This is a genomic window from Streptomyces sp. NPDC048254 (assembly GCF_043201895.1).
Taxonomy (GTDB): domain Bacteria; phylum Actinomycetota; class Actinomycetes; order Streptomycetales; family Streptomycetaceae; genus Streptomyces.
The window spans coordinates 202,289-214,681 of sequence record NZ_JBICZJ010000012.1; the positions used below are offsets into that span (position 1 = coordinate 202,289).

Consider the following 12,393-nt stretch of genomic DNA (forward strand, 5'->3'; position numbering starts at 1 on the left):
ACACGTAAGTAGCACAGATGGTTGTGCGGTTGCTTGGGGAGACATAGGTCACGTCCGCATGGTGGACGGCCCACCTGCATGTGTACGTGTTGTATCTATCCTGTGGGCATGAGCCTGGCCGTCAAGCAGCCCCCCGCCGCCGACCGTGTGTACTCCCATGTCAAGCAAGCCGTCCTGGACCGCCACTACGAGGGCGGCACGCTGCTCACCGAGGGCGAGCTGGCCGAGGCCGTAGGGGTGTCCCGCACCCCGGTCCGCGAGGCGCTGCTGCGCCTCGAGGTCGAGGGCCTGATCAGGCTCTACCCGAAGAAGGGCGCCCTGGTGCTGCCGGTCTCCGCGCAGGAGATCGCGGACGTGGTGGAGACCCGGATGCTGGTCGAGGAGCACGCGGTGCGCAAGGCCGTACCGCCGTCGGCGATGCTCGTGGCCCGCCTGGAGGAGCTGCTGGACCGTCAGAAGGCCGAGGCCGCCGCCGGCGACCTGGCCGCCGCGGCCGTCACCGACCGCTGCTTCCACGCCGAGATCGTCCGCGACGGCGGCAACGAGATCCTCTCCCGCCTCTACGACCAGCTCCGCGACCGCCAGCTGCGGATGGGCGTCGCGATCATGAACGCCCACCCCGACCGGATCGCCAAGTCACTGACCGAGCACGAGGAGATCCTGGACGCGCTGCGTGCCGGGGACGCCGACCGTGCGGTCGAGCTGGTGCACCGGCACGTCGACTGGTTCGCGCACCTGGCGCGGGGTGAGGTCCGATGAACCGCGGCAGCGTCGCGTTGCCCGGCGATCCGCCCGGCGGCCGCCGGGCCGTCGCGGTGTGGTCCATAGGCGTCTCGGTCTACTTCGTCGCCGTCATCTTCCGTACGTCCCTCGGTGTCGCCGGCCTCGACGCGGCCGACCGCTTCCACGTCAACGCCTCGGCCCTGTCCACCTTCTCCATACTCCAGCTGCTGGTCTACGCCGGTATGCAGATACCCGTCGGCCTGCTGGTCGACAGCCTCGGCACGAAGAAGGTGCTGTCCATCGGCGCGGTGCTGTTCACGGCCGGCCAGCTGGGCTTCGCGTTCTCCCCGTCGTACGGCACCGCGCTCGCCTCACGCGCGCTGCTCGGCTGCGGCGACGCCATGACCTTCATCAGCGTGCTGCGGCTCGGCACCCGCTGGTTCCCGGTGCGGCGCGGGCCGCTCGTCGCACAGCTCGCCGGCCTGGTCGGCATGGCGGGCAACCTCGTCTCCACGCTGGTCCTGGCCCGGTTGCTGCACGGCATCGGGTGGACCCCCGCGTTCGCCGGCAGCGCGCTGGCCGGTGTGGTCGCGCTGGTCCTCGTGCTGTTCTTCCTGAAGGACCACCCCGAGGGGTACGAGCCGGCGCCCTTCCCGCACCGGGGCGCGGCGTACGTACGCAAGCAGATCGCCGCGTCCTGGCGGGAGCCGGGGACCCGGCTCGGTCTGTGGGTGCACTTCACCACCCAGTTCCCGGCGATGGTGTTCCTGCTGCTGTGGGGGCTGCCGTTCCTGGTCCAGGCGCAGGGGCTGTCCCGGGCCACGGCCGGTGAGCTGCTGACGCTGGTCGTGCTCTCCAACATGGTGATCGGTCTGGTCTACGGCCAGATCGTCGCCCGGCATCACGCGGCGCGGCTGCCGTTGGCGCTGGGCACGGTCGGGGCGACTGCCGTCGTGTGGGCGGCGACACTGGTGTATCCGGCCGAGCATGCGCCGACGTGGCTGCTGTTGGTGTTGTGCGCGGTGCTGGGGGCGTGTGGGCCGGCGTCGATGCTCGGCTTCGACTTCGCGCGGCCGGCGAATCCGCCCGAACGGCAGGGGACCGCGTCGGGGATCACCAACATGGGTGGTTTCGTGGCCTCGATGACGACGTTGTTCGTGGTGGGTGTGCTGTTGGACGCGACCGGTGACAACTACTCGGTGGCGTTCTCGTGTGTGTTCGTGCTCCAGGCGCTGGGGGTGAGCCAGATCCTGCGGTTGCGGGGGCGGGCGGCTCGGCGGGAGCGGGAGCGGTTGGTGGCGAGCCGGGTGGAGACGGTGCACGTGCCTGCGTGACTTCTTCTCCACCCGCGCGCCACCCGTTTCCAGTCGGCAGAAGGGTTGCCCGACCTGTGGCGTGCGGCGGTCAGCTGTCGGTACGGCTCGTTGTCGGCACGAGGGTGAGGTAGATCAGGCCCAGTACGCCTCGGTAGGTCAGCCAGGTCGATCGGTGGGTGTCCAGGCGGGTCCGGGTTTCCGTGGCCAGGGGGTGGCCGGGGTGGGTCGCGAGCCATACCTCCTGGTCCGCCTGGTACGCCGACTCGAACTCCTCCCACTCCGCCGGGCTCGCCGTCTCCGTCCACTCCGGGCGGAAGCCCGCCGCCACCGCCAGGTCGACCAGGGTCGCCAGGTCGTGGTGGTCGGCGGCCGACGCGCCCGGCCACATCCCGGAGAGCTCCGCCTCGGTCGGGGTGCGTTGCCAGAAGCCCTCGCCGAGCAGGACCCGCCCGCCGTCGGTCACCAGTCGCCGCAGCTCCCGCAGGGCCGTCACCGGGTCGTCGCCCAGAGCCTGGCTCGCCCCGAGGCACAGCACCACGTCGGCCGGGCCGCGTCCGGTGTCCACCGCCGACTCCTCGGCGAACTCCACCCGGTCGGTCAGCCCGCGCGCCTCGGCGGCCTGCCGTCCCCGCGCCAGATCCCCGGCGTGCACATCCAGTCCGACGCCGTGTGCGCGGGGTACGGCGTCCAGCAGACGGAGCATCAACTCGCCCCAGCCGCAGCCGATGTCGAGCACGGTGGTGGGGTGCGTGGACGCGAGCCGCCGTACCATCGCGGCCGCTCGTGCCTCGGAGAGCGGGCCGTGGAAGGTGAGGCGGGTCAGGCGGGGTGGGAGGTCGTCGCGCGGTGCGGTGGCAGTGGTCATGCCGGGCAAGGTAGATCCCGGCGGCTGCCGCGGCCCACCGAATTACCGATGCCCGCGCCTGTTTCTGCCCGCTGTCTCTTACGGCGTGACCGTGGACTCGTACCGCATGACCGTGGACTCCTATCGCCTGAGCGTGGATTCCTACTGCGTGACCGCGAAGTTCCGCAGGATCGCCGCCGTCAGTTCCGGGTCGCCCTCCGCCTTCACCCGGTCCGCGGCCGCGTCCGGGGTGATGCGGCCGCAGGCCAGGCGGACGTAGGTCTCCCAGTCGAGGGTGAAGATGGCGGCGGGGCCGAGCGCGGGGGTGGTCTCCAGGGTGCCGCGGCCCTGGATGTCGATGCGGATGGTGCGCAGGAACTCCACCGGCCCGTGCACGTCGAAGATGACGGCCGAACTGCGCGGGGCGTCCGCGTCGTGGGCGACCACCTTGGGCAGCTCGCCGAGCAGCACGTCCCGGGCGACCTGGGCGCCCGGCGAGTCGAGGTTGCCGGGGCGGCCGAGCGCCGCCCGCAGGTCCTGCTCGTGCACCCACACGTCGAACGCGCGGTTGCGCATGGCCTCCTCGAGGGTGATCTCCTTGCCCATCGGCCCGCGCACGGCGTGCCCCGGCTCCCGCGACTCGTTGCGCAGCTGGCGGTTGCGGCGGATGACCGTGTACTCCAGCTCGGAGGTCATCTCGGGCGCCGTGTGGTGGCGGCGGGCGTCGACCTGCATCTCCATGTAGCGCTGGTGCTCGTTGGTGATGTGGAAGAGGTCGCGCGGGAGGGTGTGGATCGGGCGCGGGTCGCCGAGCATCTCGGTGTCCATGCCGATGACATGGGAGACCACGTCCCGCACCGACCAGCCCGGGCACGGTGTCCGCCGGTTCCACTCGCCCTCGGCAAGGGGCGTCACCAGCTCGGATATCGCGTCGATGGAGTGGGTCCAGGCGTCGGCGTAGGGCTGGAGAGTGGGATGCAGACTCACGGAACGGGACCCCTCGGCGGTCGGTACTCGGGCAGGTTGTGGCGGCGCTGCCAGTGGGCGGTAGCTGCTGTCGGCGGGTGTCTTGAGACGTTAAGTTACGCTGCTGTGAGGCACCCCGGCAGTGCTTTCGTGTGACGATCGTAGGCCCGTGTGGACGGCTCGAATGCCAGGACGGTGGTACTGTGCGCGCCTCGCTCATCCAGATCGATGTAAACGAGGGCGAATCGGTCGAATCTCGTCGGCACCGCGTGACCGCACTGGTGCGCGAGCAGACGGACGCCGATCTTGTCGTACTGCCCGAGCTGTGGACGACCGGCGCGTTCGCCTACGAGGAGTTCGCCACCGAGGCCGAGCCGCTCGAAGGCCCGACGTACGAGGCGATGGCGAAGGCGGCGAGCGACGCGGGTGTCTGGCTGCACGCCGGCTCCATCCCCGAGCGAGACCCTGAGGGCCCCCTCTACAACACGGCTCTCATCTTCTCCCCCTCCGGTGATCTGGCCGCGGCCTATCGCAAGATCCACCGCTTCGGCTTCGACAAGGGCGAGGCGGTGCTGATGGGCGCCGGCCAGGAACTGGTGACCGTCCGGCTCCCGGAGACCACGCTGGGCGTGGCCACCTGCTACGACCTCCGCTTCCCCGAACTCTTCCGCGCACTCGTCGACTCCGGTGCCGAGACGATGGTGATCTCGGCGGGCTGGCCCGAGCGGCGGCGCGCGCACTGGACGCTGCTGGCCCAGGCGCGGGCGGTCGAGAACCAGGCGTTCGTGCTCGCGTGTGGAACGGCCGGGACGCATGCCGGAGTTCCGCAGGCGGGTCACTCGATCGTGGTCGATCCCTGGGGCGAGGTGCTGGCCGAGGCGGGCGCCGGCGAGGAGATCCTCACCGTCGACCTCGACCCGGCCAAGGTCGCCGCCACCCGCGAACAGTTCCCGGCGCTCAAGGACCGCCTGCTGGGCCTCGAACCTCCGCGCCGGTAGTCCTCCGCGCCGGTAGTCCTCCGCGTCGCTGGTCCTCCGCGTCGCTGGTCCTCCCGGCGTCAGTCCTCCTCGCGCTCCTTGTCGGCGAGGTGGATCACGCACACCGCCACCGCGATCAGCAGCGCCGGGTCCGCGTCGTCCCGTACGACGTCGACACCGTAGGTCTCCCGGACGTGCAGCCAGCGCCGGGAGACCACGGCCAGCAGCTCACCGTCGTACTCCACGGCGAACTCACGGTCGAGGATCTTGCCGCTGACATCCAGTTCGGTGCCGTCGACCAGGTGCACGCGGTAGTGGTTGCGCAGCAGCGAGAGCCGCTTGCGCCTGATGGTGGCCAGGGATTCGCCGTCGCGTTCGATCACCATGGTGTCGCGCAGGGCGAACATCTTCTGGCGGATGTCGACGAGCACGCGCCCGTGCCGGTCCTTCAGCTCGAACGTGTCGCGCACCCGCATGGCCTTGCCGTCGACGAGGAAGACCTTGTCGCCGTGCTCGTCCTCGATCCAGTAGTCCTCGCCGAAGCCGAGGATCCGGTCGCGTACCAGGAATCTCATGTCCGTACCCCTTCCCGGCCCACCGGCCCGAAACGCCGCCGGTAGTCCGACGGGCTGAGCCCGGTCTCGCGCCGCAGCCGTGCGCGCAGGTTGGCCGCGGTGCCCAGGCCGCTGCGCGCGGCCACCACCTCCAGGCGCTCCTCACCGCGTTCGATCAGCCGGCACGCCAGCGCCACCCGCTCGCCGGTCAGCCAGGCCAGCGGGGTGGTGCCCAGCTGGGCGCGGAACCGGCGGTGCAGGGTCGCCGGGGAGACCGCCGCCCGCATGGCCAGGTCCGCCACGGTCAGCGGCTCGCCCAGCCGCTCCTGTGCCCAGGCCAGCAGCGGGCCGAGCGACTCGTCCGGCACCTCGGGCACCGGCCGCTCCACGAACTGCCGCTGCCCGCCGTCCCGGTGCGAGGCGAACACCAGCCGCCGGGAGACCGCGTTGGCGATCTCTGCGCCGTGGTCCTGCCGCCAGACGTGCAGCCCCAGGTCGAGCGCGGCCGCGCTGCCGGAGGCGGTGAGCAGGTCGCCGTCGTCGACGAAGAGCACGTCCGGACGGAGCAGCACCCGGGGATGCAGCTGCCGGAAGGCGTCCGCCCAGCGCCAGTGCGTGGTGGCCGGCCGACCGTCCAGCAGCCCGGCCTCGGCGAGCGCGAAGGTCCCGGTGCAGAAACTCACCACCCGCGCCCCGCGCGCGTGCGCGCGCCGGATCGCGTCGAGCACGTCCTCGCCGCGCGGCACGACATTGTCCGGGCGCCCCGGCACGACGAGGGTGTCCGCCGTGTCCACCGCCGCCAGCCCGGCCACACCGCTCAGGGTGAAGAAGCCGTGGTTCATGCGCACCTCGCGGGTGGGCGCGCACAGCGTCACCTCGTACGGCGGCACGGACAGCCCCAGCTCCGGCCGCGGCAGCCCGAACAGTTCGGTGGCGACACCGACCTCGAACGGGTTGGTGCCCGCGTCCACGATCACGGCCACCCGGTGCGTCGACTGCGAGGATCCTTGCGGCATATGCGATTTCTAGCACTCACCCGACCGCCGGGCGAGCACCCAGGATGAACGCCATGAACGCCATGAGCAGCGCCATGAACAGCGCCATGAACAGCGAACCCGTCTCCCTCGCCCGCGCCCTCGGCTCCTTCGAGGACCTGTGGAGCCCCCGGATCGTCACCGCCGTCAACGACTACGACGTGCGCGTCGCCAAGGTCGAGGGCGAGCACCTCTGGCACGTCCACGACCACACCGACGAGTTCTTCCTGGTACTGGAGGGCGAGCTGCACATCGCCCTGCGGGAGCCGGCCGGCGAGCGCACGGTCGTGCTCCCCAGGGGCTCGGTCTTCACCGTCCCCCGCGGCACCGAGCACAAGCCGGCCGCCCTGGCCGGAGCCTCGATCCTCCTCTTCGAACCGACCGGCACCTCCACGGTCGGCGACCGCCACGACGAGATCCCACCCCACGTGGACGCGACGACGGGCCACACCCTCGCCTGACCAGGGAAGACGCGAGTTATCCACAGGGGTGAACGAGCTCCCGCCGACAAGTGGCACCCTTGATCCATGAGCGACACATCCCCGGCCCCCACCCCGCGCCGTGCCCGCGTCCGTGCCCCCGAGCTGATCGGCAAGGGCGGCTGGCTGAACACCGGTGACAAGCAGTACACCCTCGCGGACCTGCGCGGACGCATCGTAATTTTGGACTTCTGGACGTTTTGCTGCATCAACTGCCTGCACGTCCTGGACGAGCTGCGGGAGCTGGAGGAGCGGCACCGGGACACGGTGGTGATCATCGGGGTGCACTCGCCGAAGTTCGTGCACGAGGCGGAGCACCAGGCGGTCGTCGACGCCGTGGAGCGGTACGGCGTGGAGCATCCGGTGCTCGACGACCCGGAGCTCGCCACCTGGAAGCAGTACGCGGTGCGGGCCTGGCCGACGCTGGTCGTGGTCGACCCCGAGGGGTATGTCGTCGCCCAGCACGCCGGCGAGGGCCACGCGCACGCGATCGCCCGGCTGGTCGAGGAGCTGGAGGCGGAGCACGAGGCGAAGGGCACCCTGCGGCGCGGCGACGGTCCGTACGTGCCGCCGGAGCCCGAGCCGACCGCTCTGCGCTTCCCCGGCAAGGCGCTGCTGCTGCCCACCGGGAACTTCCTGGTCAGCGACACCACCCGGCACCAGCTGGTGGAGCTGGCCGAGGACGCGGAGACGGTGGTGCGGCGGATCGGCTCCGGCACGCGCGGCTTCGCCGACGGCCCGGCGGCCGAGGCCGCCTTCAGTGAACCGCAGGGACTGGCGCTTCTCGACGACGGCTCGGTGGTCGTCGCCGACACCGTCAACCACGCCCTGCGCCGCCTCGACCCGGCGACCGGCGAGGTGACCACGCTCGCCGGCACCGGCCGCCAGTGGTGGCAGGGCTCCCCGACCTCGGGCCCGGCCCGCGAGGTCGACCTGTCCTCCCCCTGGGACGTGGCGGTCTTCGGCGGCAAGGTGTGGATCGCCATGGCGGGCGTGCACCAGCTGTGGGCGTACGACCCGGAGAGCGAGGCGGTCGCGGTCGCCGCCGGCACCACCAACGAGGGGCTGGTGGACGGGCCGGCGGCCGAGGCCTGGTTCGCGCAGCCGTCCGGTCTCGCCGCCACCGCCGACCGGCTCTGGCTCGCCGACTCCGAGACCAGCGCCCTGCGCTGGGTCGACCTGGACGGACACGTCCACACCGCCGTGGGTACCGGCCTCTTCGACTTCGGTCACCGGGACGGCGCGGCCGGACAGGCGCTGCTTCAGCACCCGCTGGGCGTGACGGCGCTCCCCGACGGCTCGGTCGCGGTGTCCGACACCTACAACCACGCGCTGCGCCGCTACGACCCGGCGACCGGCCAGGTCACCACGCTTGCCACGGACCTGAGAGAGCCGAGCGACGCGGTGCTGGCCGGGGACGACATCGTGGTGGTCGAGTCGGCCCGCCACCGGCTGACCCGGCTGCGGCTGCCCGAGGAGGCGGTCCGGGTGGAGTCGGTCGCCCACCGCACCCGGCGGGCGGCGACCGAGGTGGCCCCCGGCCGCCTCCGCCTGGACGTGATCTTCCAGGCCCCCGCGGGCCAGAAGCTGGACACGCGCTACGGCCCGTCGACGCGGCTCCTGGTGTCCTCGACCCCGCCGGAGCTGCTGCTCAAGGGCGAGGGCGCGGACACCGACCTGGCCAGGGAGCTGGAGCTGAACCCGGCCGTGCCGGAAGGCGTCCTGCACGTCTCGGCGATGGCCGCGTCCTGCGACGACCCTGAGTCCAACAGCGGCTCCGCCGCGGGCGCCAACGAGTACCCGGCCTGCCATGTGCACCAGCAGGACTGGGGAGTCCCGGTACGGATCACGGAGGCAGGGGCGAACCGGCTGCCGCTGGTCCTGGCCGGAATGGACCACGAGGCCTAGGCGGCTTTGTCAGGCGCCGTACCCGTCGCCGTAGCCGTCGCGGTGGTGGCGCCGGTCGTCCTCGACCACGGCCGTCGGCGGTACGACCACCCGCCGGCGGTGGGCGATGCTGCTGAATGTGGCGACGCCGATGATCCCGACGGCCATCAGGATCAGGCCGACGACATCGAGGTTGACGCCCTGCATGTGCCAGTCGGTCGCGAACGTGAGGATTGCCCCCACGGCGATGAGGATGATGCACCCGCCGAGCCCCATGAGTGTCGCCTTCCTTTCAGGTCCGGTGGTTCCGGTCCACACCGGGTACCCAGGGGCGGGCGGCGCATGTGCAACTAGCCCTCCAGGAAAGCCGTCAGCGCGTTCGCGAGGAGGAACGGGTCGTCGGCGCCGCAGAGTTCACGGACGCTGTGCATGGAGAGGATCGCCGCGCCGATGTCGATGGTCTGGATGCCGTGGCGGGCCGCGGTGATCGGGCCGATCGTGGTGCCGCAGGGCATGGAGTTGTTGGAGACGAAGGTCTGGAAGGGGACTCCGGCCTTGTCGCAGGCGGCGGCGAAGATCGAGCGGCCCGAACCGTCCGTCGCGTAGCGGTTGTTGACGTTGACCTTGAGGATCGGGCCGCCGTTGAGGCGGGGGTGGTGCGTGGGGTCGTGGCGCTCCGCGTAGTTGGGGTGCACGGCGTGACCGGTGTCGGAGGAGAGACAGACGGTGGCCGCGAGGGCCCTCGCCCGGTCCTCGTACGACCCGCCGCGCGCCAGTACCGAGCGCTCCAGCACGCTGCCGAGCAGCGGGCCGTCCGCGCCGGTGTCGGACTGGGAGCCGGTCTCCTCGTGGTCGAAGGCGGCGAGCACCGGGATGCAGGGGAGCTGCGGGCCGCCCGCCGCCACGGCCGCGAGGGCCGCCGTACCGGCGTGCACGGAGAGCAGGTTGTCCATCCGGGGGCCGGCCATCAGCTCCTGGTCGCGGCCCAGGTAGGCCGGCGGTTCGACGGCGTAGGTCATCAGGTCCCAGCCGGTCACCGAGCCGGCCGGCAGGCCCGACTCCTGCTCCAGGAAGGCGATCAGGTCGCCGTCGCGGATGTCGTCGCCGAGGCCCCAGATCGGCTGCAGATGGCGCTGCTTGTCCAGCTTGAGCCCGTCGCTGCTCACCGCACGGTCCAGGTGGATGGCGAGCTGGGGCACCCGCAGCAGCGGCCGGCGCACGTCGACGAGACGGGTGGAGCCGTCGCGCAGGCTGAGCCGGCCGGCCAGGCCCAGGTCCCGGTCGAGCCAGGAGTTCATGAGCGGTCCGCCGTAGATCTCCACGGCGACCTGGCGGAAGCCGTGCGCCCCGGTGTCCGGGCGGGGCTTGACCCGCAGGTTCGGGGAGTCGGTGTGTGCGCCGACGATCCGGAACGGCGTGTGGGGTGCGGCGCCTTCCGGGACGTACCAGGCGATGATCGCGCCGCCGCGCAGCACGTACTTGCCGCCCGCCGTCCCGTCCCAGGCGTCCGTCTCGGCGACCTGCCGGAAACCGGCCTTCTCCAGCCGTTCGCCGGCGTTCGCCACGGCGTGGTAGGGCGTGGGGCCGGCCGCGAGGAAGGACATCAGGTCATCGGTGTGGCCGCGATCGAAGCGGGCTGGTTCGCTCATGTTCCTCACCTTAACGACGGACGGTGGCCCGCTCCCCGGCGAGGGAGCGGGCCACCGTGGGCGGATCAGGTCGGCCGGATCAGAAAGCCGCCTCGTCCAGCTCCATCAGGTCGAGGTCGACGTCGGCCGCGACCTTGCGGGCCAGGGTGACGCCCGGCAGCACGTTGGCCGCGAAGAACTTCGCCGCCGCGATCTTGCCGGTGTAGAAGGCGACGTCCTTGGCGGACACGGCCTTGGTGGAGGCCGTCTCCAGCTTCTCGGCGGCGATCGCGGCGCCCTTGAGCAGCAGGTAGCCGACGATCACGTCGCCGGAGGCGAGCAGCAGGCGGGTGGTGTTCAGGCCCACCTTGTAGATGTTCTTGACGTCCTGCTCGGTGGCCGCGAGGTCGGTCAGCATCAGGCCGACGATCGCCTCCAGCTCCACGGCAGCCTTCGCGAGGTGCTCGCGGGCGCCGGCCAGCTGCTCGCCGCCGGTGCCGAGTGCCAGGAACTTCTTGATGTCCTCGGCGAGGGAGTTCAGCGCCGCGCCCTGGTTGCGGACGATCTTCCGGAAGAAGAAGTCCTGGCCCTGGATCGCGGTGGTGCCCTCGTAGAGGGTGTCGATCTTGGCGTCGCGGATGTACTGCTCGATCGGGTACTCCTGGAGGAACCCGGAGCCGCCGAAGGTCTGCAGCGACTGGGCGAGCTGCTCGTAGCCCTTCTCGGAGCCGTAGCCCTTGACGATCGGCAGAAGCAGGTCGTTGAGCGCGTGCTCGGTCTTCGGGTCCTCGCCGTTCGCCTCCTTGACCGCGATCGCGTCCTGGATCGAGGCGGTGTAGAGGACCAGGGCGCGCATGCCCTCGGCGTACGCCTTCTGCGTGATCAGCGAGCGGCGGACGTCGGGGTGGTGGGTGACGGTGACCTTGGGCGCGGACTTGTCCATGAAGTTCGCGAGGTCGGGGCCCTGGACGCGCTCCTTGGCGTACTCGAGGGCGTTGAGGTAGCCCGTCGACAGCGTGGAGATCGCCTTCGTGCCGACCATCATCCGGGCGAACTCGATGATCCGGAACATCTGGCGGATGCCCTCGTGCTTGTCGCCGATCAGCCAGCCCTTGGCCGGGTGGCGGTCGCCGAAGGTCATCTCGCAGGTGTTGGAGGCCTTGAGGCCCATCTTGTGCTCGACGTTCGTGGCGTAGACGCCGTTGCGCTCGCCCAGCTCGCCGGTCTCGAAGTCGAAGAGGTACTTCGGGACGAGGAAGAGCGACAGCCCCTTCGTGCCCGGGCCGGCACCCTCGGGGCGGGCCAGCACGTAGTGGAGGATGTTCTCCTCCATGTCGTGCTCACCGGAGGTGATGAAGCGCTTCACGCCCTCGATGTGCCAGGAGCCGTCCTCCTGCTGGACCGCCTTGGTGCGGCCGGCGCCGACGTCCGAACCGGCGTCCGGCTCGGTGAGGACCATGGTCGAACCCCAGGTCCGGTCGACCGCGATCTGGGCCCACTTCTTCTGCTCCTCGGTGCCCTCCTCGAAGAGGATGCGGGCGAACGCCGGGCCGGAGGAGTACATCCACACGGCCGGGTTGGCGCCGAGGATCAGCTCCGCGTACGACCAGATCAGCGACGGGGGAGCGGTGGTGCCGCCGATCTCCTCGGGCAGGCCGAGCCGCCAGTACTCGGAGTCCATGAAGGCCTTGTAGCTCTTCTTGAAGGAGGCCGGGACCGGTGCGGTGTTGGTCTCCGGGTCGAAGACCGGCGGATTGCGGTCGGCGTCGGCGAAGGACTCGGCCAGCTCGTTCTCGGCGAGCCGGGTCAGCTCCGCCAGGACGCTCTTCGCGGTGTCGGTGTCCATCTCGGCGAACGGGCCGGTGCCGTACAGCTTGTCGCGCCCGAGCACTTCGAAGAGGTTGAATTCGATGTCGCGGAGGTTGGACTTGTAGTGCCCCATGGTGACGGCTCCGTATCCGGATCGGCGAGGCACTGAATCCTCG

Annotated in this window: 12 protein-coding genes; 5 read left to right on the forward strand and 7 right to left on the reverse strand. The window is 71.0% G+C overall.

Annotation, left to right across the window (positions count from 1 at the left end; all coding sequences use genetic code 11):
* Positions 1–108 precede the first annotated feature (108 nt).
* Positions 109–759, forward strand: coding sequence for a GntR family transcriptional regulator (locus ACGFZQ_RS31480; protein ID WP_351738173.1), 651 nt, complete (start codon positions 109–111; stop codon positions 757–759).
* Positions 756–2,057: a nitrate/nitrite transporter gene (locus tag ACGFZQ_RS31485; RefSeq protein ID WP_393843154.1), complete on the forward strand. Its 1,302-nt coding sequence runs from the start codon at positions 756–758 to the stop codon at positions 2,055–2,057. Before ACGFZQ_RS31480 ends, ACGFZQ_RS31485 begins: the two co-directional genes overlap by 4 nt.
* A gap of 70 nt (positions 2,058–2,127) precedes the next feature.
* Here ACGFZQ_RS31485 and ACGFZQ_RS31490 read toward each other — a convergent pair whose 3' ends face one another.
* Together ACGFZQ_RS31490 and ACGFZQ_RS31495 are read right to left on the reverse strand one after the other, a co-directional pair.
* Positions 2,128–2,904 (reverse strand): SAM-dependent methyltransferase, encoded by a 777-nt coding sequence (locus ACGFZQ_RS31490; protein WP_393843155.1) that lies wholly within the window; start codon positions 2,902–2,904, stop codon positions 2,128–2,130.
* Positions 2,905–3,045: 141 nt separating this feature from the next.
* Positions 3,046–3,870: a maleylpyruvate isomerase family mycothiol-dependent enzyme gene (locus ACGFZQ_RS31495; RefSeq protein ID WP_393843156.1), complete on the reverse strand. Its 825-nt coding sequence runs from the start codon at positions 3,868–3,870 to the stop codon at positions 3,046–3,048.
* Positions 3,871–4,052: 182 nt separating this feature from the next.
* Between ACGFZQ_RS31495 and ACGFZQ_RS31500 the strand changes: the two genes are divergently transcribed.
* The gene (locus ACGFZQ_RS31500) at positions 4,053–4,847 is read left to right on the forward strand and encodes a carbon-nitrogen family hydrolase (RefSeq protein ID WP_393843157.1); all 795 of its coding nucleotides are present in this window, start codon (positions 4,053–4,055) and stop codon (positions 4,845–4,847) included.
* A 59-nt stretch (positions 4,848–4,906) separates the two neighbouring features.
* Here ACGFZQ_RS31500 and ACGFZQ_RS31505 read toward each other — a convergent pair whose 3' ends face one another.
* Positions 4,907–5,401: an LURP-one-related/scramblase family protein gene (locus ACGFZQ_RS31505; RefSeq protein ID WP_393843158.1), complete on the reverse strand. Its 495-nt coding sequence runs from the start codon at positions 5,399–5,401 to the stop codon at positions 4,907–4,909.
* Entirely contained in the window at positions 5,398–6,396 is a 999-nt protein-coding gene (locus ACGFZQ_RS31510) for a GlxA family transcriptional regulator (RefSeq protein ID WP_393843159.1), read from the reverse strand. The genes ACGFZQ_RS31505 and ACGFZQ_RS31510 overlap by 4 nt, the downstream gene beginning before the upstream one ends.
* 86 nt (positions 6,397–6,482) lie before the next feature.
* Between ACGFZQ_RS31510 and ACGFZQ_RS31515 the strand changes: the two genes are divergently transcribed.
* Positions 6,483–6,875, forward strand: a complete 393-nt coding sequence (locus ACGFZQ_RS31515) for a cupin domain-containing protein (RefSeq protein WP_393843261.1) — start codon at positions 6,483–6,485, stop codon at positions 6,873–6,875.
* A gap of 66 nt (positions 6,876–6,941) precedes the next feature.
* Complete coding sequence (locus tag ACGFZQ_RS31520; protein WP_393843160.1) at positions 6,942–8,801, forward strand: thioredoxin-like domain-containing protein; 1,860 nt, start codon at positions 6,942–6,944, stop codon at positions 8,799–8,801.
* Between the two features lie 9 nt (positions 8,802–8,810).
* Here ACGFZQ_RS31520 and ACGFZQ_RS31525 read toward each other — a convergent pair whose 3' ends face one another.
* The 3 genes from ACGFZQ_RS31525 to ACGFZQ_RS31535 form a co-directional block, all read right to left on the reverse strand.
* Positions 8,811–9,056: a DUF6458 family protein gene (locus ACGFZQ_RS31525; RefSeq protein WP_351738194.1), complete on the reverse strand. Its 246-nt coding sequence runs from the start codon at positions 9,054–9,056 to the stop codon at positions 8,811–8,813.
* Between the two features lie 74 nt (positions 9,057–9,130).
* Complete coding sequence (locus ACGFZQ_RS31530) at positions 9,131–10,429, reverse strand: M18 family aminopeptidase (protein WP_393843161.1); 1,299 nt, start codon at positions 10,427–10,429, stop codon at positions 9,131–9,133.
* Between the two features lie 79 nt (positions 10,430–10,508).
* The gene (locus tag ACGFZQ_RS31535) at positions 10,509–12,350 is read right to left on the reverse strand and encodes an acyl-CoA dehydrogenase (RefSeq protein WP_351738198.1); all 1,842 of its coding nucleotides are present in this window, start codon (positions 12,348–12,350) and stop codon (positions 10,509–10,511) included.
* Positions 12,351–12,393 lie beyond the last annotated feature (43 nt).

Bases quoted from the DNA above. Each gene is read 5' to 3' on its own strand.
- ACGFZQ_RS31480 (WP_351738173.1), top strand. From the start codon at position 109: ATGAGCCTGGCCGTCAAGCAGCCCCCCGCCGCCGACCGTGTGTACTCC.
- ACGFZQ_RS31485 (WP_393843154.1), top strand. From the start codon at position 756: ATGAACCGCGGCAGCGTCGCGTTGCCCGGCGATCCGCCCGGCGGCCGC.
- ACGFZQ_RS31490 (WP_393843155.1), bottom strand. From the start codon at position 2,904: ATGACCACTGCCACCGCACCGCGCGACGACCTCCCACCCCGCCTGACC.
- ACGFZQ_RS31505 (WP_393843158.1), bottom strand. From the start codon at position 5,401: ATGAGATTCCTGGTACGCGACCGGATCCTCGGCTTCGGCGAGGACTAC.
- ACGFZQ_RS31510 (WP_393843159.1), bottom strand. From the start codon at position 6,396: ATGCCGCAAGGATCCTCGCAGTCGACGCACCGGGTGGCCGTGATCGTG.
- ACGFZQ_RS31515 (WP_393843261.1), top strand. From the start codon at position 6,483: ATGAACAGCGAACCCGTCTCCCTCGCCCGCGCCCTCGGCTCCTTCGAG.
- ACGFZQ_RS31520 (WP_393843160.1), top strand. From the start codon at position 6,942: ATGAGCGACACATCCCCGGCCCCCACCCCGCGCCGTGCCCGCGTCCGT.
- ACGFZQ_RS31525 (WP_351738194.1), bottom strand. From the start codon at position 9,056: ATGGGGCTCGGCGGGTGCATCATCCTCATCGCCGTGGGGGCAATCCTC.
- ACGFZQ_RS31530 (WP_393843161.1), bottom strand. From the start codon at position 10,429: ATGAGCGAACCAGCCCGCTTCGATCGCGGCCACACCGATGACCTGATG.
- ACGFZQ_RS31535 (WP_351738198.1), bottom strand. From the start codon at position 12,350: ATGGGGCACTACAAGTCCAACCTCCGCGACATCGAATTCAACCTCTTC.